Origin of the sequence: Pseudomonas asuensis, assembly GCF_014646755.1 — a bacterium.
GTDB classification, from domain to species: Bacteria; Pseudomonadota; Gammaproteobacteria; order Pseudomonadales; family Pseudomonadaceae; genus Chryseomonas; species Chryseomonas asuensis.
Genome location: NZ_BMNW01000005.1, coordinates 441,730 through 462,293 on the forward strand (window position 1 = coordinate 441,730; position 20,564 = coordinate 462,293).

18 protein-coding genes and 1 tRNA gene are annotated in these 20,564 nt (G+C 53.0%); 9 read left to right on the top strand and 10 right to left on the bottom strand.

Features of this window, described 5'->3' with window-relative positions; translation table 11 throughout:
• The first annotated feature begins 10 nt into the window (after positions 1-10).
• From IEX86_RS13910 to IEX86_RS13920, 3 genes are all read left to right on the top strand, one after another.
• Complete coding sequence (locus tag IEX86_RS13910; RefSeq protein WP_188866718.1) at positions 11-1,849, top strand: S9 family peptidase; 1,839 nt, start codon at positions 11-13, stop codon at positions 1,847-1,849.
• 187 nt (positions 1,850-2,036) lie between these two features.
• Positions 2,037-2,339, top strand: coding sequence for a hypothetical protein (locus tag IEX86_RS13915; protein WP_188866719.1), 303 nt, complete (start codon positions 2,037-2,039; stop codon positions 2,337-2,339).
• A gap of 146 nt (positions 2,340-2,485) precedes the next feature.
• Positions 2,486-2,728 (top strand): hypothetical protein, encoded by a 243-nt coding sequence (locus tag IEX86_RS13920; RefSeq protein ID WP_188866720.1) that lies wholly within the window; start codon positions 2,486-2,488, stop codon positions 2,726-2,728.
• A gap of 50 nt (positions 2,729-2,778) precedes the next feature.
• On the opposite strand, the gene IEX86_RS13925 is transcribed toward IEX86_RS13920, so the two are convergent.
• Complete coding sequence (locus IEX86_RS13925; protein ID WP_188866721.1) at positions 2,779-4,104, bottom strand: APC family permease; 1,326 nt, start codon at positions 4,102-4,104, stop codon at positions 2,779-2,781.
• A gap of 298 nt (positions 4,105-4,402) precedes the next feature.
• On the opposite strand from IEX86_RS13925, the gene IEX86_RS13930 reads away from it, so the two are divergent.
• Entirely contained in the window at positions 4,403-5,449 is a 1,047-nt protein-coding gene (locus tag IEX86_RS13930) for an SDR family oxidoreductase (RefSeq protein ID WP_188866722.1), read from the top strand.
• Positions 5,450-5,495: 46 nt separating this feature from the next.
• Here the strand turns inward: IEX86_RS13930 and IEX86_RS13935 are convergent, their stop codons facing one another.
• Both IEX86_RS13935 and IEX86_RS13940 read right to left on the bottom strand, forming a co-directional pair.
• On the bottom strand, positions 5,496-6,275 hold the full coding sequence (locus IEX86_RS13935; protein ID WP_188866723.1) for an SGNH/GDSL hydrolase family protein: 780 nt from the start codon (positions 6,273-6,275) through the stop codon (positions 5,496-5,498).
• Positions 6,276-6,589: 314 nt separating this feature from the next.
• The gene (locus IEX86_RS13940) at positions 6,590-6,847 is read right to left on the bottom strand and encodes a DUF2790 domain-containing protein (RefSeq protein ID WP_229685339.1); all 258 of its coding nucleotides are present in this window, start codon (positions 6,845-6,847) and stop codon (positions 6,590-6,592) included.
• Between the two features lie 774 nt (positions 6,848-7,621).
• Between IEX86_RS13940 and IEX86_RS13945 the strand changes: the two genes are divergently transcribed.
• Positions 7,622-7,698 (top strand) — tRNA-Met (locus IEX86_RS13945).
• Positions 7,699-7,801: 103 nt separating this feature from the next.
• Here IEX86_RS13945 and otsA read toward each other — a convergent pair.
• Both otsA and otsB read right to left on the bottom strand, forming a co-directional pair.
• The gene (gene otsA, locus IEX86_RS13950) at positions 7,802-9,220 is read right to left on the bottom strand and encodes an alpha,alpha-trehalose-phosphate synthase (UDP-forming) (protein ID WP_188866725.1); all 1,419 of its coding nucleotides are present in this window, start codon (positions 9,218-9,220) and stop codon (positions 7,802-7,804) included.
• Between the two features lie 2 nt (positions 9,221-9,222).
• Complete coding sequence (gene otsB / locus IEX86_RS13955) at positions 9,223-9,990, bottom strand: trehalose-phosphatase (protein WP_188866756.1); 768 nt, start codon at positions 9,988-9,990, stop codon at positions 9,223-9,225.
• Between the two features lie 162 nt (positions 9,991-10,152).
• On the opposite strand from otsB, the gene IEX86_RS13960 reads away from it, so the two are divergent.
• The gene (locus tag IEX86_RS13960; protein WP_188866726.1) at positions 10,153-10,683 is read left to right on the top strand and encodes a hypothetical protein; all 531 of its coding nucleotides are present in this window, start codon (positions 10,153-10,155) and stop codon (positions 10,681-10,683) included.
• Positions 10,684-10,691: 8 nt separating this feature from the next.
• On the opposite strand, the gene rimI is transcribed toward IEX86_RS13960, so the two are convergent.
• Together rimI and IEX86_RS13970 are read right to left on the bottom strand one after the other, a co-directional pair.
• On the bottom strand, positions 10,692-11,144 hold the full coding sequence (gene rimI, locus IEX86_RS13965) for a ribosomal protein S18-alanine N-acetyltransferase (RefSeq protein WP_188866727.1): 453 nt from the start codon (positions 11,142-11,144) through the stop codon (positions 10,692-10,694).
• Positions 11,141-11,905: an energy transducer TonB gene (locus IEX86_RS13970; RefSeq protein ID WP_188866757.1), complete on the bottom strand. Its 765-nt coding sequence runs from the start codon at positions 11,903-11,905 to the stop codon at positions 11,141-11,143. The genes rimI and IEX86_RS13970 overlap by 4 nt, the downstream gene beginning before the upstream one ends.
• 212 nt (positions 11,906-12,117) lie before the next feature.
• Here IEX86_RS13970 and mksB point away from each other — a divergent pair, with 212 nt between their 5' ends.
• From mksB to mksF, 3 genes are read left to right on the top strand one after another with little or no spacing between them, the layout of a single operon-like run.
• Entirely contained in the window at positions 12,118-13,380 is a 1,263-nt protein-coding gene (gene mksB / locus IEX86_RS13975) for an Mks condensin complex protein MksB (RefSeq protein ID WP_188866758.1), read from the top strand.
• Positions 13,370-14,050: an Mks condensin complex protein MksE gene (gene mksE / locus IEX86_RS13980; protein ID WP_188866728.1), complete on the top strand. Its 681-nt coding sequence runs from the start codon at positions 13,370-13,372 to the stop codon at positions 14,048-14,050. Before mksB ends, mksE begins: the two co-directional genes overlap by 11 nt.
• Positions 14,047-16,878: an Mks condensin complex protein MksF gene (gene mksF, locus IEX86_RS13985; protein WP_188866729.1), complete on the top strand. Its 2,832-nt coding sequence runs from the start codon at positions 14,047-14,049 to the stop codon at positions 16,876-16,878. Before mksE ends, mksF begins: the two co-directional genes overlap by 4 nt.
• Before the next feature lie 11 nt (positions 16,879-16,889).
• Here mksF and IEX86_RS13990 read toward each other — a convergent pair whose 3' ends face one another.
• Genes IEX86_RS13990 through IEX86_RS14000 form a run of 3 tightly spaced genes read right to left on the bottom strand, consistent with a single transcriptional unit; the run spans position 16,890 to position 20,422 of the window.
• Positions 16,890-19,181, bottom strand: coding sequence for a PqiB family protein (locus IEX86_RS13990; RefSeq protein WP_188866730.1), 2,292 nt, complete (start codon positions 19,179-19,181; stop codon positions 16,890-16,892).
• Positions 19,174-19,782 carry a paraquat-inducible protein A gene (locus IEX86_RS13995; protein ID WP_188866731.1) on the bottom strand — a complete coding sequence of 203 codons (609 nt, stop codon included), beginning with the start codon at positions 19,780-19,782 and terminating at the stop codon, positions 19,174-19,176. Before IEX86_RS13995 ends, IEX86_RS13990 begins: the two co-directional genes overlap by 8 nt.
• Positions 19,769-20,422: a paraquat-inducible protein A gene (locus IEX86_RS14000; protein ID WP_188866732.1), complete on the bottom strand. Its 654-nt coding sequence runs from the start codon at positions 20,420-20,422 to the stop codon at positions 19,769-19,771. Before IEX86_RS14000 ends, IEX86_RS13995 begins: the two co-directional genes overlap by 14 nt.
• Between the last annotated feature and the right edge of the window lie 142 nt (positions 20,423-20,564).

Genomic DNA, 20,564 nt, shown 5'->3' on the forward strand with positions numbered 1-20,564 from the left:
GAGAAGCCCCATGGCCGACCAGCACCCTGCCTCTACAGACGGCACCTTTACCGCTCAACAGGCCGTCGCGGCAGGCATCGACTTTGCCGAACTACAGGTATCGGCCTTAGGCCTTTTCTGGAATCAATATGACCCTGCAGACGGCGCCTGCCGACTTTGGCACTGGCACGACCGCAAGGCACACTGCCTGACGCCTGATGGCTACAGTGCACGCAGCCGTGTTTATGAGTACGGGGGCGGCGCATTCTGCCTGACCGAAACGGACGCTGTTTTTGTCAACGACTCGGATCAACAGCTTTACCGTCAGCCGCTTGATGGCAGCCAGCCTATAGCTCTGACCCAAGGCAAGCGCCGCTACGGTGATTTGCAGCATGCAGCCAACCTCATTATGGCGGTGGAAGAAAGCCATGAAGACGATGCGGTCATCCACCGGCTCGTCGCCATCCCACTGGCAGCCGGCCAACGTCAGGTACTGGCCGAAGGCGCTGACTTTTACGCCTCACCTACGTTGAGCCCCAGCGGTAAGCGTCTGGCCTGGATCGAATGGAGCCGTCCGCACCAGCCATGGACCTCTACACGACTCATGTGCGCCGAGCGCCTGGATAATGGTCAGTGGGATGCGCCGGTATGTATCGCAGGCAAAGACCTGGAATCGATTCAACAACCCCGCTTTGATGAGCAGGATCAGCTCTATTGCCTGTCAGACCGTGACGGCTGGTGGCAACCGTGGGGAGAGTGCACATCAGGTGTCAGCAGGCTTACTGCCATCAAGGCCGATCATGCAGCAGCGCCCTTTCAACTGGGCGGCAGAAGTTGGTATAGCCTGGGTGGAGAGCGCTATATAGCCACTTGGTTCGAGGAAGGCTTTGGGCATCTGGGCCGACGCCTGGCGGATGGGCGGGTGCACCGATTCGCGGAAGACTTTACGCGCTTCCGCAGTCTGGCCCTGCACAATGAGCACATCTACTGCATTGCTGCAGCGCCCAATCGTCCCTCGTGCATCCTTGAAATCAATGGCCAGAACGGTGACATCGAGATCCTGGCTGGAGGCGTTGCGCCATTGCCCAGTGAGCGCATCAGCCAACCACAAGCCTTGCGTTATCCCAGCGGCGAAGGCGAAGCCCATGGCTTTTTTTATCCAGCCATGACAGGAGAGGATAAACCGCCCCTGGTTGTGTTCATTCATGGCGGCCCTACCTCTGCCTGCTACCCCGTATTCGATCCGCGCATTCAGTACTGGACACAACGCGGCTTTGCCGTTGCCGATCTCAATTATAGAGGCAGTACCGGGTACGGACGCGCGTACCGCAATGCACTTCATCTCGGGTGGGGTGAGGCTGATGTAGAGGATGCCTGCGCCGTTGTAGACTACTTGGCAGAGAAAGACCTGATCGAGCCCGCCTATGCCTTTATTCGCGGTGGCAGCGCCGGCGGTTACACGGCCCTATGTGCACTGGCATTCCACGATGTGTTCTGTGGCGGTGCTAGCTTATACGGTGTAACAGATCCGGCGGCATTAGCCCGCATAACACACAAGTTCGAAGCCGACTATCTGGACTGGCTCATCGGCGATCCCAAAGAGGATGCCGAGCGCTATCGGGCGCGAACACCTTTACTGCATGCCGACAAGATCGAAGTTCCAGTCATCTTCTTCCAGGGCGAGTTGGATGCTGTAGTCGTTCCGGAGCAGACTCGCGCCATGCTTCATGCCTTAAAAGACCGCGGTATCCGTGCTGAAGGCTATTTCTACCCCACCGAACGTCATGGTTTTCGACAAGCTAAAAACCAGGCCCATGCCCTTGAACACGAGTGGCTTTTTTATCGCAGCGTGATCGACCAGAGCGCCTGACTCAGAGGGTTTCCAGCGCTTCGCTACTGGAAACCCTCTTCCTTGACGCTTGCAGCACACTAACCGACGACGGTATAAACCACTCGTCTCTTGGACGAGGTCGGGCTCTTGCGCCTAAGCGCCAGTAGCGATACATCTTGCCTCGAGCGTGCCATATCTCTGCAAAGGCCACATGAGGAACACCGCGATGGAACCGCAAGTCCGCCCTGCTCCCACCCTCACCGATTACCTCTATGCATCCCCTATCAAGAACGAACTCGATGAAAGCCTTAATGTGGTCGAACGCTTGCTGACTCGCTCTGAAAACCGCATTGCGGAATTAATCGAGCTGAGCAATATGAGCAGCGACCTAAAGTTGATTCATATCCAGAATATCGAATCAATGATCACGGCCGCTATCAGGCAGACAGAGGACTCGGCCAGCCACATGCGAGCCCATGAAGTCATAGAGTTCTGTCAGCACTTACGGGGCACGTTGCGCCTAAGTTGAACCGGCACACTTTCCATATGCCAACCATGCAACATACTGATGTGAGAACTCGCTCGGTTTTGCAATAAAGTTGGCATCCATGGATTCACAGATGAACTTACCCGATATGATTCGGGCCGTTAATTATTCTCTGTGAGAGCCAAGGAATGGACTCCCTGCATAACCGTACTGCATCCCGTCTTGCTGTTCCCTTATTAATGGTTGCCGCCTGGTTTCTAGGACACGAAACCCAGGCGCAGCCTTCACTCAATATGCCGAGCCTCACGTCTGTCTACCTGAAAGTACCGGCCGCGTTGCCCAGCTCCGCTACACAGGCCGAACTCTCTGTCCGCCCCTGGAAACCCGCCAGCGCTAACACTCGTCAGGTCCCACAGCGCTGGGTCTTTTAACGCGTTCCGTCTTGCCTCGCAGGCCGGCCCTGGCCTGCAAAAGCATTGTCCTATACAACGTCTGCAGCCTCACGTGTCGAGTGAGTGCGCGTCACAAAGTATAGAACCACACCGACCCCAAGCAGAATACCGGCACGCAACCAAGTCTCAGCGCTTTGCTGGCTAAGCAGCACCAGACAGGACACGATGGCCAGCAGCGGTACAAGCGTAGGCGTCCGAAAATGAGGCTGATCAACTTTGTCACGACGCAGTACCAGAACGGCCACATTTGTACTCATGAACACAAAGAGCAGCAAAAGTACGACCGTTTCGGCCAATGCGGATAACGTGCCCGTGACAGTTAGCGCCATTGCCACCAGAGTAGTAGCGATAATGGCCACCCAGGGCGTACGCCGGCGTGGTAGTACACGTCCCAGTACTGAAGGCAGCAAGCCTTCCTCGGCCATACCGTAAGCCAGACGGCTGGCCATAATCATGGTAAGCAACGCGCCGTTGGAAACCGCCAGCAGAGCAGCCACCGCAAACAGCTGCGGTGGAATGCCATAGCCTGTTGCGCGCACAACATCCAGCAACGGTGCAGAAGAGCCAACCAACTGCTCCGGCGGCAAGACGATGGAGGCAGCCAGGCCAACCAGAACATAGATCGCTCCGGCGATCAGTAACGCACCAAAGAGTGTGCGCGGGTAGATACGCCGTACATCCTTCACTTCTTCAGCAATATTGGCTGATACCTCAAACCCAACAAAAGAGTAGAAAGCAAGCAGCGCTGCACCCAATACTGCCGCCGGTGGCGACGTTCCCTCAGTAAACTGCAGAACACGTGCTGGCTCACCCTGCCCATGGCTGAGGTACAACGCTGCCAGAACGACAACCAGCAAAAGCCCGGACAGCTCTATGAGCGTCATGACCAGATTGGCATTAAGTGATTCCTTGATTCCGCGGGCATTTAGCAGAGCAACAAATGTCAGAAAGGCCAAGGCTGTTGCGGTAGGCGAAACCTGAATAAATGCTCCGAGATAATCACCTGCAAATGCCAGGGAAAGCCCGGCCGCGCTGGTAACGCCAGCCGCCAGCATCGAAAAGCCCACCAGAAAGGAAATGACAGGATGCTTGAAGGCTCTTGCTGCAAATACCGCTGCGCCTCCAGCTTTTGGGTATTTGGTAACAAGCTCTGCATAAGAAGCCGCTGTCAGCATCGCAAATCCCATTGCGACGACTAGGGGTACCCAAATAGCTCCGCCTACTTCGCCTGCAATCTTGCCTGCCAAGGCATATACCCCTGCGCCAAGCACATCTCCCAGGATGAATAGCAAAAGCAAAGGCCCGGTAACTACGCGGCGCAATTTTGTATCTGGTTCCGGTGAGGAGGTCGACATATGTAATCTTCCTATGAGCGTCAGGCGCTGACACACGAGTTAGCAAGTCTGGATCAGGGCAGGACACCCACTGCACGCCGCTGTAACCCTTCCGTCTGGTTGAGCCTTTGGCAGTAGTACTCTACTGAAGGCCTCATTCATCGACCGCATGAGGCTGCCATCGGTTCGATATCCAATCAGCGCACCCATCAGGAAGCTATTGAAACCTCTCGATTCTCGGAACCAAGTAGGGATCAGAAGTATCAGCTTACTAATATCAAATAGACCTCAATCCCTTAGCCTTTCATGGAGAACACACATGTCAGCTTCCAAGGTTGCCCTGGTCGTTGGGGCAAGCGGCATCATCGGTAATGCTGTTGTTGAAACCCTGGCTGAAAGCCCAGAATGGCGAGTCCGCGCCGTGCGCCGCACATTCGTACCTAACGTTGAAACCATCGATCTTGATCTGACCGACGCCGATGCTACTGCCGAAGCCTTGCGTCAGGCAGGCGACACCACCCACGTCTTTTATGCAGCGTTGCGACCTGACAGCAGTCTGGCCAAAGAGGCCGAGATTAACGGCGCCATGCTGCGCAACGTGCTGGACGGTCTCAAGGCTGCTGGCGCCAAGCTTCAGCGAGTCGTTCATTATCAGGGAGCCAAAGTGTATGGCGTGCACCTAGGGCCAACGGCTGCACCGTTTTATGAGGATGACTCTCGTCACCTCTCTCCCAACTTCTATTACACTCAGGAAGACCTGCTACGCGAGCGCGCCGCTCAAGGTGAATTCGAATGGTCGATCCTGCGTCCTGACGTCGTAGTAGGCGATATTGCGGGCAATCCTATGAATATTGCCTTGGTCATAGGCGCCTTCGCAGCCTTGAGCAAGCAGGCCGGTGTGCCCTTGCGCTTTCCCGGCTCGATGAAGGCCTACCGGGAAGTGCTGGCTCAGTTGACCGATGCACGCTGGCTCGCACGCGCCAGTGTATGGGCCGCCCTGGATCCGGCAGCCCGTAACGAAGCCTTCAATCTGGTTGGCGAGCCTTTCCGCTGGGAGCGGCTCTGGCACAAAATTGGTGAGGCTCTGAATATAGAGGTTGCCGATCCACAGCCCTTCTCCCTCGCGGCACAGATGCCCAGCAAGGCTGACGATTGGCAAAAACTGATTGAACAGCACAGCCTGGAGCCCGTGCCGTACGAAAAGCTGGTAGGCTGGAAGTTTGGAGACTTTGTCTTTAACACCGAGTTCGACATGATCTCGGACATGGGCAAGATTCGTCGAGCGGGCTTTACAGAGGCCGTTAGCACCGAAGATTGCCTAATCGGTGCAATCAAACGCTTACAGGAAAAGAAATATATTCCATAAGCAAATAGTCTCGCCCAAGCAGATCTGCTTGGGCGAGATAAAGAAACTACTGAGCCGAAGCGTGCATCGCCTTGTCAGGCGAGGTCCGTAGCGCAGGAGATAACGATTGAACCGCTTTCCAGGCTGCCTGCTGCAACTCTGCGGCGTTGGCCTTTTCCAAACGCTTGGATTCTGCGGCAGTCGGTTGAGGCGGCATTTTGCCGTAGATCAGCGAATAGAACACCGAGGCGCCTATATACGAGCCCGTAAACGAAGGGTGGCTACCATCCGGCAGGAACAATGAGGGCTGCGGCTTTTCAGCCAACGCTGTCTGCCAGGCCTGACCCACCGGCGCCAACAGAGCGCCTAGCTCATCAGCCAATGTGGTGTAGGCCTTATCCAGTTTGGCCTGCATGGCCGGGTCATTCTGGCGAGCCCAAGTCAGGTACAGGATTGTCTTGGCACCGTGCTTTTTAACCTCGGCATCGATCAACCGCGCATATTTATACATGAACTCCGGATTCTTGACCGGCAACATACTGTGCTCTTGCAGAACAACATAATCCCACTTCTGCTCCTGCAAAGCCTGTTGAACGTCCTTTTTCGTCCAATGCTGCTCAAGCGATGCCCCGGAAAAGGCCAGCGTCTTGGTTTCTATGGGGCGTGATTGCTTATCCTGCTTGGACATCCCACTCAGAACAGCTGGCAAGTCGTTTACATAGGTGTAGCTGTTACCCACAAACAGAATTCTGATCGGGTCCGTCTGGCTCTGCTGAGCCTGAGCGTATGCCGTACCTGCGAGAAACAAAAAGAAGAGCATCGTGATCTGTCGAATGCTGATTCGCATGCGTATCCTCTCAGCGCGATAAAATGAAACACCCCGAAGCACCCTACGTCATCGGGAGGCTTTCACTCTGACAGGCATTCCACTGCTTTTGTTAGCCTGCAACCGTGCGTTAGCTCCCACAACGCACATGTTTATCAAGCAAGGCACATGTAGGTGTGGATCATGTTTGAGTGATCGATTAAATGCGCATACTTTCAGCAGCCAAATAAAAAAGAGATGACTTTTAATAAAGACATCTCTCTTATAAAGACTAAAAGACAACTCAGGAAAGCTCTGAAATTAATTTGAATAATTAGCTAGAGCGAATAACTCTATTAGTTATCGTCACATCCAGAACCTGAAACGTCGTACTCCATGACATGAATCTGATTCTGATGATCTTCATAAGTCATGCGTACCGGGCGAATGCCGCAAAAGCTGGTGATATCCGGACTATCAATGACGCGCTTGATATCCAGATGATCCGAGTACGTATAGTGCTCTACAGCAGGCGTGCTGGCAGCAGGGAGGTTCTGGGCAGCAAATACAGAGCTACTAGCAAGGACAAGGGCAGCTACAATCAAACCTTTCATTTTCATCTCACTTCCAATCATAAAGTTACCTTCTCCCTGATAAACAAGTAGGTAAATACCCACTTATAAACAGGTCCGGGATTTATTCTTTAATTATCGGAACGGGGCAGAACAGGGAGATGACATAATGATTACAGAAAAGTCATTATAGATATAATGCCAAGTAGACAAATGAATATTGCCTAATCAGTAACGAATACGATTTTAGTCTTTGTATTTCAACTCATACCTCTAAAATGAGAGATAGCTCATCTTTCAAGCTATCTACTACACAGGCGCGTCAAGTCATTTGCTGAAGACTACTGCTCGATAAGTGGCTATGTCAGCTAGCCGTTGCCTCTATGCGCCTCACAGACTTAGCACCAAAGCGGAACTCAACCTTTTGACTTGCGGGATTATGTTTAAGAAGACAGGTACGTGCCTCTGGAATAGTGCCCACCTTAACCGATGCCATCTTCTGCCGAGAAGCGCATGCCTTAGCTTCACAAATTGTCTCTTCCCTTTTCAGCCAACAGCTATCGCCGCCTTTAAGGTACAGTCGTTTCTCGTGGTGTAGAAACGTGCGCCTTGTAATAGACGATCTGACTATAGCCTCCCAGCGCTCTCCTAACATGTGCTCAACAGAATGCCATCATCAAACGCAGGTAATAGCTCCTTGCAATCGCTCGCGCTGAAGCAATCAACCACTTTTAAAAAAACGTTAGTTTTTAAGCAATTAAATAAAAAATAGGGTTGACACAGGGCTTTGGAGAAAGAATAATGCGCGCCTCGGATGGCTACGTAGCTCAGCTGGTTAGAGCATAGCATTCATAATGCTGGGGTCCGGGGTTCAAGTCCCTGCGTAGCCACCACCTATTTCCAGGGTCTAGCTTCGGCTAGACCCTTTTTTATTGCCTATGAAACTCCAATAAAAAGGCCAGCTCCTGAGCTGGCCTTTTTATTACTTATTTTCTGTCAGCCGCCTGTGGCGCCTACTGCATGCAAATTAGCCATAGGCTTGGCTTTTACTGCCCGCAGATCTGCAAGGAACTTGTCTCGCCAGGAGGCCAGGTCATTCTTGCGAATAATCCGCATCATATCCTCGTAACGGTCCTTACGCTCCTGCAACGGCATTTGAATGGCTCGATCTAAGGCTTCAGCCATGCCAACAGTATCGTAAGGGTTCACAATAAGCGCTGAGTTAAGCTCACGAGCCGCACCTGCAAAGCGTGACAGCACCAGAACGCCTGGATCTTCAGGGTCCTGCGCAGCAACATACTCCTTAGCTACCAGATTCATTCCGTCCCGCAATGGCGTAACCAAGCCAATATCAGCAGAGCGGAACAGCCCCATAACGGTACGGCGGTCGTAGCTCTTGTTCAGATAACGAATCGGTGTCCAATCCAGCTCCGAGAAGCGACCATTGATATGGCCCGCCTGTGACTCAAGCTGTTGACGAATATGCTGATAAGTTTTCACATCGGAACGCGAAGTCGGTGCGATCTGGACAAACTGCACCCGCTTACGGTGATCAGGGAAACGCTCCAAGAGCTTTTCATAAGCGCAGAAACGCTCAACCAGCCCCTTTGAGTAATCCAGACGGTCTACGCTGACAATCGTCTTGTACGGCACGCCTTCAATGCTGCGCGAGATGAAATTACGCCGCGCACGATAGGATTCTGCCTGCTTGATGATATCGTCTGGGACGGTACCGATTGGATACACTTCGGCGCGGAAGCTGTGACCATATGCTGTCAGGCTGCCATCACTTTCCAGCACACCGCGAACTTCGCGGGTGATGTAGTCTTGAAAGGCCAGCTTGTCCGTTTCCGTCTGAAAGCCCACCACATCGTAAAAGCACAACGTCTTGAGCAGCTCATTGTGTGGCGGAATGGCTGTCAGGATTTCAGGTGCCGGGAATGGCGTGTGCAGGAAGAACCCGATACGGTTGCGGATACCGATCATCTGACAGGCTTCCGCAAAGGGAATCAGGTGGTAATCATGCACCCAGATAATATCGTCAGGCTTTAGCAGAGGCTTGAGACGCTCTGCCATAGCTGCGTTAACGCGACGGTAACCATCGTACTCTTCCCGGCTATAGCGGGAGAGGTCAACCCGATAATGGAAGACAGGCCATAACGTGGCGTTGGCAAATCCGCGGTAGTACTGATCATAGTCACGCTTGTTCAGCGCGAAAGTATGATAGGTGATGTTATCGTGTGTCTCGTTTTTCCCAGGCGGTACTTCCTCATTGGAAACCTCGCCGTTCCAGCCCAGCCAAATACCGCCTGACTGACGCAATGCGTCGAGCACGCCTACTGCCAATCCCCCCGACGGAGCCTTACCCGGTTCAATGGGTGCTACACGGTTAGAAACTACCACCAAACGGCTCATCTTCAATCCTCTTGTTCTACGTGTGCACTACCGGCTTGTTCTGCCAGGCCGCACAGCCAATCAGCCACAGCTTCAACCGACTCCAGTCGTTGCTGCGCCACAGTCGAGCCTTCTCCAATTTTGATGGAGAGACCTCCCATTTCATTAATGACTTCAAAGCCGGCCTCATCGGTCAGGTCATCACCGAGAAAGACAGGAACTCGTCCATCAAAGGGTGCCTCACGCATGAAGGTACGAATAACCGCCCCCTTGCTTGCGCCTTTAGGCTTGAGTTCAAACACACTTTTGCCAGGCTGCAGGGTCAACTGCTGCGGATACCGTTCAACCAAGGCTTCGGCAATCCGCCGTGCTTCATCTTCCAGCTCAGGCGCCTGCCGATAATGCAGTGCAAAGGCCATCCCCTTACTTTCCAGATAAAGCTGGGGATACGGCTCAATGGCTGCCTCAAGCTCTGCGGCTATACGCCCCAACAGCTCATCGTCGAGTGCCAGCCGATGCACTTGCCCAGCATAATCACGACGCTCAGCGCCATGAATGCCACCTGCAGGCAACTGCAGCGGTTTGACCAGATGATCGATATCATCGATTCGACGTCCAGACACTACCGCGACAGGAATGCCTGCCTGAGTAAGCGCATGAATAGAAGAAAGCGTTTTTTCAGGAATGAAAACCTGCTCGGGGCGGGGCTGTATAGCTGCAAGCGTTCCGTCCAGATCAAGGAAAAAAGCGCAGCGCTGAAGAGGTACGGGTAGTTCGATCTCTGAATTCATCATGTACGCTCTGACTATGGATTTTCACTATCGTTCGAGGGGCTTTTCGACAACTACTTGGCAAACCGAGCATAGGTGAACAAAGGAATCCCGTCGTCGAAATGGGGTCACACCAACATGACCCAACTGTATGGGATAGCCGAATCTCTTGAGGAGACGCTTATGAAAAAGCCCGATATGAACCGAGACCCGCTACCTATTGATGACAATGAAGATCGCATGGGCGGCATGCAGGAACTTGACTTTAACGACGAGCTATTCCATGGCAAAGACCGAGGCCAGCAGACGGAAGAAGACTACGAAGGCCAGTTCCCGCCTGAGCGTGTGAGCGAAGCGGGTATGACTGAAGGCGAAACGGTCGATCATCACGTCACAATGGATGACATGGCCCCAGAGACCTTGCTTGATGACTCTGGCGCACGCAATCCTGATGAGTACGGCGATGCCTGGCCTGTAGACAAAGAGCTGACTGTTGTCAGCGATAGAGACATCGGCGGCGGTGTCGGTATGGACGAGGCCGAAATGGGCCGCGTCCTACCGCTGGATGGCGAGAAGTGGGATGGCAATCCAGATGAAGTAAATGAGGCAGACCAGCGTCGTGCCGAAAACTCAGCTGACTTAGATGCAACCGACCTCGATATTGAACAACCCGCCGATGACTTTGATCTAGACGAGAAGAAGCCAGGGCACTAAGTCCTGGCTCAATCCAGCAGCGTACACGCCATGACCAAGGCATCCTCACGCCCATCAGCGGCAGGATAGTAATCACGGCGGCGGCCTATTTCATTGAAACCATAGCGTTCATAGAGCCGGTACGCTGCCTGGTTACTCTCACGGACCTCGAGAAAGCACTCCTTGGCCTCAGACAAGCGAGCCTGTTCCATAAGATGATCCAAAAGCCTGAAACCCAGGCCTTTGCCCTGGCTTTCAGGCTTCACGGTGATATTCAGTAGATGCGCTTCATCTAAAATGACATTGATCACACCGTGTCCTACCTGCTGCTCACCGTCAAATATTACCCAGCAGTCATAGGATTTAAGTCCATCCTGAAAAATGCCCCGCGTCCACGGATGGCTAAAGGCTGCATATTCAATTTTAAGAACGGTATTAAGATCGGCCTCAGTCATCGGCCGGAAATGGATGGAATCGCTCATCTAACATCTGTCCAACGGGGGCGAATACGTTGCATGGCACGCCATACATCAGCTTTGAGGCGAGGCTGTTCCATAAGGGCTTCAAGCCCTGGAATGACCCAGGCAGAACCGAGACTATCCAGCCGAATTTCCTGACATTCAATAGCCACCTCATCACTCGAAACAAAGCGCGCCGCTGCATGGCCTATCAGCCATAAGCAATCACAAACTTCGGTCTCCAACTGAGACGCGACTACACTCTGCACAAAACTCCGTGCTTCGGCAGGCCCCTGGTCAAGCGCAACATTAGCCAACAGCGGCCAGCGGATAGGCTCGCCTAATAATTGGGGACTGTCGGGCAGTCCAGCGGCATGCAGCATATTTCTAAGCAAGACATAAGCAGGATCACGCCCCGCTAGCGAAGCGCTTGCGGGTAGATCAACCAATAAGAGGCAACACCCGGCTCGCAATAACTGCAAGGAAAACCGGGGCGGAGCCTCACGCTTGATTGGCTCAGGACGAGGCTCCGGTTCAGGCGTGGTTGCTTTAACCGGCAAAACGGCTGAGCGTTCCGGCTTCACCAGCCTGGCTGCTGGCACGTCCACTTTAGGGGTCGGCTTGGCTATAACGGGGGCAGACTCAACCTCAGGCAGGTCAGCCGGCTCGACATACTCCAGCAATTCCAAACGGGAAGGCGCGGCAAAAGGCAGCTCCGTTCGAGGCAGCCAGACGTCTATCTGCATGGCTCGCAGATACGCGCGGCGCCGATCTTCGGCCATCATTGGCAGCATTCCGTCAGCAACAAAGAAGTCATCTGGCTCATCATAGATCAGCGCCGTAGAAGACGCTGCAAAAAGACCGATTATCGCTCGCCTTGGCACCAGACGGAAAGGCAAAAGCGCACTCATTACGCAAACTGATCGACCCTATGCCAAAGCTAACCCTCTACCAGGCCATGCAGTACAATTGGCTCTTTTGTGTAGACAGCCTCGCCATGATCGACCCCAAGCGCGTCCTCCGTGCACTTGCCGAACACTGGGCGCAGCTGGACCCGCTGTGCGAGCATTTCGATAGCGGCACCCTGAGCCTTGTAGAACTCCGCGCCCGACTCGGCGCACAGTTGCCTGACAGCACGCCAGCCGATATCACCGCACTGCTCGATGCGTGGATTCGTCTGGATATTCTGGTCCCGGTTGCCAAGAGCCCAAACCGCTTCGAACTCAATGCGCAGATTCATGACTTTCTAGCCTACCTACGTCGCGAGCATCGCCTGGGGTTATGTCTAGAGATTGAAGCTTATCTGCGTCATCTTGAGCGCCTAGCTGCCCATATTCAGGATGCCTTCGAGGCCCGGGACAGCAACGAACTGGCTCGTCAGTTACGTCTGCTGGATATGCGTGTACGGGACGTCCTGAAAAAGTTGAGCAACGACGAGCATGCACTTGTAGGTGTTGCCGAGCGAGCCAAGACCAGTGACCGCCAGATTCCCCTGCGCCAGCGTTACGCCGAGGTCTTGGCTACCTGGGATGAATACGTCGAACCCATGATTCAACTTGTTTCGGCTGATGGCATCTTCGAGAAAGGCGTCAACCGGGTCGAGCATGTCCTGCTACGCCTGATGGGCGAGCAACATCGTCTTGGCCAACTCGTAGATGATGATCTATTGCTGCGCACCCATGCCCGTATTCTTGAGATGCAAACCACGGCTCAGCTTTCCCTGCGGCGGGCACGTGAACTATTGCTGCCTCTGCGTGAAGAGGCTCGCCGCCACAACGCCATTACTCGTGGCGCTGCCCTGGCGCTGTCTGCTATTCGCCGCAAAGGCCTGGATGCCGTTCCCCAAACAGCAATGCCCTTGTTCAGCCGACCTCAAAGTGTGTTTCTGGGTACGGCCTCGCAAGTGGAAAGCTATGTGTATGCCCTGGCTCATTTCGAGCCCAAGCCTGCGCAATTTCCCAAGGCAAGCGAGTCGCGCAAGGAAACTGCAAGGTCCAAGGCACCCCGTACCGCGCGCGAAATGCTGGATCGCTGTGAGAATGCCCTGCCTATGCCAGACCTGATGATCTGGCTACTCGATCAGGAACCCGAAGGCGCCACTGACGAACTCCTGTACTGGTTCTCTCGGCTCTCTCGTGACAGCCGGTTCCAGCGCGAGCGCCTGCCTCGCCGTGACTACGATACAGCCAAGCACCGGGTCAGCCTGTGCTCTTTCGCCCTCTCCGCCCGAGATACTGCGAGCAACACTCATGCACATTGATTTAACCGAACTCTCCCTGCTCACGCCTATCTTCCGCGAGCTGCTCAAAGGCTTTCACATCAGTCGCCGTGAGCCGGAGCTATATGCACAACTCTCCAATCTTCAGGATGCCTATCGCACCCTTTTCAAGGCGCTAGGCTTTGAACTTGTCTGCGACACACGTGGCTTCTATTACTTCGTCCCTGAACAAATGGGCGCCCAAGTAAACAAGACGGCTCAGCGGTTGGCGCTCTTTACATTCATCATGGTTGAGCACCTTGCCGACCAAGGCCGTGATCCGCTGAGCGTTCTGGATGGTGGTAGCCTCGGCCGAGACGAATTGCCCGCATTACTCGAAAAATACCGCGACCTGTTCCTGCAGGCGGAAGTACAGACTCAGGATGAGCTAGAGGAAAAGATTCTCCGGCGCCTGACTCAACTGGGCTTTGCCTCGGAAGACAACGGCATCTACCGCTTCCTACCGCCCATGCACCGTTTTCTGGATGTCTGCCTGGCGGTCCAGCAAGACCGAGACCTTGCCGCCACGCTCCACAGCAACTTGCCACTCCCTGTACCAGCGCTAGTTGATGATGACGCCGACTCGCTAAGTAGCCCCTCTGCCGGGGATAACGAGGACGAACTGGCGCGAGCCATAGCTGAAGAACGCGCCCATCAGGAGACCGAAGCATGAGCCTTACCCGTTACGGCATACGCCGCTTCGCCCTACTTAATACAGCGGGTTACAGCCTGGGCCTTTTCCCGCTTGAACATCCCTTATCGGTGTATGGCGCCAACAACCTGGGCAAGAGTGCTTCGATCAATGCGCTTCAGTTCCCCATATTGGCCCGCATGTCTGACATGAGCTTTGGCAAGTACAACCTGGAGCAGTCACGCAAGTTCTACTTCGCCACAGACACCAGTTACATACTGGTAGAACTCTTCCTGCCCCATGGCTCTCACGTCATTGGCGTAGTAGGTCGAGGGCCAGGAGGCGGCTTCGGACATCAGTTCTTTGCCTATGCGGGTGAACTTGATCTGGCTCATTACCAGAAGAACGGCACCTGTCTGCGACAGCGTGAATTGTTCAAGAACCTGGAGCGCGAAGGCATCAAAGCGTATGAAGTCAAACCCGAAGAGCTCCGGCGTCTTCTGGTTGGTGGCCATACATCTATCCCGCTGGATCTGACATTGATTCCGTTGCGCTCCACCAGCGAGCAAAGCCTCAAAACCTTCCGCGCATTGTTTATCAACCTCTTGCATATGCGAGAGATTACGGCCGCCAAGCTCAAGCAGTTATTCCTCGACGCGTTTGAACACAGCTTGCGCTCCGGCAGTGTCGACTACATTGCCGCTACCGAAGAGGCCTTCCGTGACGTACGCCGTATGGAGCAGGACTATCAAGCGCTGGTGGCTGCCGGCCCGCTGGTAGAAGCATTGGCCAATGGCGTCCAACAACGTGAACGACTACGCGGCAAGCTGCACCGCCTCTCCCCATTACTGGATGCGCTTCTTGGTGCCTGGCAAACCTATTCGGAAGACCGTCGTGATGAGCTAGTGAGCCAGGCCGAGCATTTCCGCAGTGAGCAAGACCGACTACAGAATACTCAGCGAAACAGCACCCAGGAGATGATGCGCCTGGAGCGTCAGCTCAGCGATACTCAGCGTTGGCTAGGCGAAATGGCTGCTCTGAAAAATCGCTTTGCCCTGATTGAGTCTGCGGCTCAGCTTGAGCAGAACCTCATGGCCGCCAAAGATGCCCATGATGAACTCGCTGGTGCTTTGTCTCAGTCACGACAATTCAGTAGTGATGATCTCGACGAGCGTGTCCGCGACCTTGAGAAACGCCTAAAATCAATCAATCAACAGCTGGATCACGCCGATAACAACAGCTACGCACGTCTGCGTGAAGAGTTTTCGCAGCAGGATGTTGATCGACTGATGCGCCTGTTTAATGGTGCACTGTTCAGCTTGCCCTTGGGCGAGCGAGGCGTTCAGCTGGATAATGAGCATTGGATAAAAACACTTAATGCTGTACTGGACGCCTTTAAGGGTGATCGCTTTGAGGCTCCAGGCCTTTCGATTGATCTTTCGTCCATTGAGCCTCCGACGTTGCAAGCCTTGGCTGATAGGGCTGCATTGCGTGACCAGCGTGACCGCCTGGAGCGAGAGCTTAAACAATTAAAGACTCAGCAGGCAGTTGCTGCCGACCGAGTCATGAGCAAAGCTCAATCTGACAAGCTCTATCAAGACGTGCTGGATGCCCAGAAAGCCCTGGAAGACTTCCGCCGCTATCAGACTCTGGTCGCTCAAGAACCTGAAAAACTCGAGCAATCTGCCCAGCTTGAGGCCTCGCAAGACGAACTCAAGCGCTCAAGCGATGCTTTTACCGAACGTGTTCAACAGGTTTCTGTAAAACTTCAGCTCATTGCGCGTCAATTGGCTGATCTGGAAGCTAAACAACGCACTTTGGAAGATGCGCTACGCCGCAGGCAACTACTTCCTAGCGACCTTCCTCAAGGCACCCCCTTTATGGAGTCTGTAGATGATTCGCTGGAAAACCTGCTGCCCCTGTTGAATGATTACCAGGATACCTGGCAAGCACTGCAACGTATCGATACTCAAATCGACGCGCTTTATGCTCAAGTTCGTCTCAAGGGGGTTGCCAAGTTTGACAATGAAGAAGATCCCGAACGCAGGTTGACCTTACTCGTCAATGCCTATGCCCATCGTCAGGATGAGGCATTGACCCTTGCCAAGGCTCGCCGCGCGGCGGTCACGGATATTGCCCGAACTCTACGCAACATCCGTAATGACTACGACAACCTTGAGCACCAGTTGAGTCTTTTCAATCGTGAGATCAATCGTCGACAGGTCTCGAATCTGGAAAGCTTTCGCATCGTGCTTGCCCCCAACAAGGAGGCGCTCAAGCACATCGACCAGATCATTCACAGCGCAGGCCAATACGAAGAAGGCGAAACGCTTTCTGTCTTCGATCTCACCCAAAGCGCCGAGCAGGACGCCAAGAATGAAGAGGCCAAGGAGTACCTGGCCCGCCTGGTCGCGGCTAACCACAATCAGCTAGGCTTGAAAGACCTGTTCGAACTGGCCTTTGAAATTACCAAGGTTGGTGGTCAGCCCATCATCCACACCGACATTGACGGTGCGGCTTCAAACGGCACAACCATGACCATCAAAGCGCTAACCAACATGTACTTGCTCCTGCACCTTATGGACCGTGAACAGGCTAGCCGTATACGGTTACCCTACTACCTCGATGAAGCTGCCGACATCGATGAGCGCAACCAAACGGCCTTGATCGAGACGAGTCGCCAGCTAGGTTTCGTACCGATACTTGCCAGCGTAAAGCCTCAAGTGGCGGCGCATGTAGCTATTGACTTGGAAGGTGGAAGCAGCCCTAACGGTATTTATATTGACGAAGACGACTGGAAATACATTCATCGTAGAGAGGATTCGGTAGCACCTGAAGCAACAAAAGTGCTCGAAGAAGAGCAGGCCTAAGCCTGTTCTTCTCAGTTGGCGTTACCTAATTTGATCTTTGGCGACCAACCCTGCCAGTCAGGCTCTACTTCATCAAACAGAACAAACGTCTGCCCTGGCAGGGCCTGTTTACCCATATCAGTTTCAGGAGTAGCAAAGGCAATTCCGCCTTCTAACAGAGCTTCAAATGAGTTGCTTCGTAGTTTGACGCCTTTAAACAGGCTTGCATCCACAGCAACACCACTTGCATTCCAGAACCGCGTTCCTGCATGTATCAAAGGGGCATAGCGCGGCTCGATCAGAATATGTACCAGTACGCGGCTAGCTTCGCTGCTTAGCTCCAAACGCGTCACCTTACCCACCGGCATCTCTTTATAGCTCACCTCAACACCAGGCTTAAGCGAGCCACGTCGAGATGCGCTAAGTACCAAATGCAACCCTGGCTCCTTATCCAGCGTATTCGGCGGCTCAGGCAAAACATCAAAATGGGTTTTGGCAGCACCTACTCGAGCGGCAGGTAAAACTTCGATATAGCGTCCCGTTACCAGCGTTCCCAAGTTTTCCGTTCTTAAAAGCCCCAGCTCTGGCTTAACGACCCAGAACTGAGCGCCTAAGCTGGCAATACGGTCTTCCGCTTCGGTTACACGAACCTTAACCTTCACACTAGCCAAGTCGCCTGCCAACTCGACATCTTCCACCTGCCCTACTTTCAAGCCACGAAAGTTAAGGGGAGTCCCAGGCTTCATACCTTCGCCATTATCCATGCGCAGCTCAATCAGCGTTCCTTTGCGTATCGCCTCTTCCTGATCACTGAACAGCGTAAAGCGGTGAGCGTCGCCGACACGCTTTGCCTTCATGTCAGGCGTAGAAAATGCGATTCCTCCAGCAATCAATGTTTGTAATGACTCACTTTTGACCTGGATACCGTTTAGGTTCCCCATAAGCGTCACGCCGCTGGCATTCCAGAATCGAGTCGAAGAGTTGATCAGAGTGGCATATTCCGGTTCTATATGAATACCGATCACAACACGCTGCTGGTCACGAGATAACTGATAGCTTTGCACGCTCCCAACCTGCATTTGCCGGTACAGGATCGGACTTCCAATATCTACTGAGTTCAAGCGATCACTGAATAACACCAAATGCAAGCCGGGCGCATCAGTATTCAAGGGAGGCGCCTTGGAACGGATAGTGAATTCGCGGGCGGGACGCCCCTGCTTGGCGAACCGTACGGCGATATAGTTACCTTTTACCAGTGCTTCAATGCCCGTTACCCCTGCTAACGAAATGGAAGGCTTAACTGTCCAGAACTCACTTCCTATATTCATGAGCGATTCAGTACGGGGGTCCATCATCAATTCGGCTGTAGCCCCTGTATAGTCCTCATTCATCTTCAAGGCTTTCATCATCCCCACTTGAACGCCATTGAACATGACGGGTGTACGCCCTGGATTTAACCCAGCGACATCACGCACATGTACAACCACCTTATAACCCGCCTCGGCAGCCTCATAGTCGCTATACAGCTTGAAGGGAGAACCATTAGTAGGTGGGCTATCCTCCTGATTTGCCGGCGTGAAAAAAGCAATTCCGCCCACTGCAAGGCTTAGGATCGATTCGCTATGGACCTTGAAGCCATCAAGCCCACCAGAGATACTAATGCCGCTAGCGTTATAAAAACGCGTGTGCTTGCGGACAAGATGAGCATACTCTTCACGAACGTGGACCTTGACTTCAATAACTCGCGGATCACTGCCTAATTGATAGCCCTCTACCTGGCCCACTTCCAGCTGCCTGTAATAAACCGGGCTGCCTTGAACAAGAGAGCCTAACCGCTCGGCCTTCAACGTAAGGTGCAGACCTGGCAGATTACCAGTTAATGACGGGGGCTCTCGCAAAGCGACAAAGTCGCGCGCAACCTCTCCTCCGCCAGGTTGTATCGCAATATATTGTCCAGATACAAGCGTCTCCAGCCCCGTTACACCTGCTAGAGACACGCGAGGCTTTACCAGCCAGAAGCGCGTTTCAGAACGTAAATACTTCGCCGCATCCTTATTGATATTTATCGTGGCAATAACGCCCCGATTATCCTCTGCGACCTTAATATTGCTTACCTTACCTAAAGAGATGCCTTTATAAAGCACCTCAGTTCGATCCACGCTAATGCCTTCTCCGTCATCAAAGCGGACCGTTGCTTGTGTACCAGACTCGTTATAAGCCTTCCACCCTAACCAGGCAGCAATAGCCAGAGCAATCAACGGTAGTATCCAGAGGGCAGACCATCGCGAAGCAGGACGTATTACGGGCTGTGGCAGATCACTCATCTTTTTCCTCTGGACAGGTATGATCCCAGATCAACCGGGGGTCAAAAGTCTTTGCAGCAAGCATGGTAAAGATCACTACGGCAGCAAAGGCGATCGCACCAGGATTAGCCTCTACACTGGCAAAGTTGCCGAAATCAACCAGCGTTACAAGAATTGAAATTACAAAAATATCCAGCATGGACCAGCGCCCAATCCATTGGATAAAGCGGAACAGAAACATGCGCTGCCGGGCTCGTATAGCTCTTTGTCGCTGCACAGAAATCAATAGCCACGCCAAGCCTATAAGTTTGAATGTAGGAACGACAATGCTGGCGACAAATACAACCACAGCAATAGGCACCATCCCATTATTAACTAAATCAATAACGCCGGACATGATGGTTGATGGCTCACCCTTGCCGAAGTAACTTACTGTCATGATGGGTAATGTATTTGCCGGGACATAGCAAATAGCGGCGGCAAGCAAGAGCGCCCAGCTTCTAGATAAGCTTTTGGGAAAGCGAGGATAGAGACGCGCTCTGCAGCGACTGCAAGATTTAGAAGGGGTGTTCAGCTTGTGGCATTCACGGCATACCCATAGCCCCTGATCAATCGCTCGCATGATCAGACTCCCACTCCATCTCTTGCCACAGTTGCTGGGGTGAAATAAGTGAGTCGAGCCAAATTTGTATAAGTAATAAAGCTACAAAGCAAAACAAGCCCATCCCAAGGCTCAACTCTGCTACATCTCCAACCTTGACCATGGCGACAAGGATACCCAGCAGATAAATCTCCCACATGCCCCACTCACGAAGATGCTGATAACACCTTAGTGCCAAGATACCTATAGCTTTAATTGCAGGCCACTTAAGGCTGATAAGCACTGATAATTGACACAGCAGCTTAAACAGCGGAATACAGAAGCTACATAAAAGAACCAATGAAGCAATGACGGTCATATCTGCCCTATAAAGAGCCATGACTGCGCCCCAAACAGTGTCATGCGTCTGCTGCCCAAACATCTTAAGCTTCATGATGGGCAGAAAGTTAGCAGGTATAAAAAGAAGCAGAGCACTGAATACTAAAGCAAGGCCTTTATTAACCACGTGCTTTTTATAGTAAAAAAGCTCATATCCGCACCCTGAGCACGACATCCTATACTCATAGTCTAACGTAACCTTTTGCATCAAAAGATCACACTCAGGACAAGCGATTATGGCGGAAAGGTCATGCGATTGATGCGAATTAGGAAGATCTGACATCAGTCTAGATTACCTGAGATATAGTCACCCATCATGTGTTTGATAAGCGGCTTATTGCAGAAAATTCTTTTTTCGGCCCAAAAGCAAAACCCCCGGGCCTGTTGGCCTGGGGGTTTTGGGTATAGGTGCTTGACGATGAAAA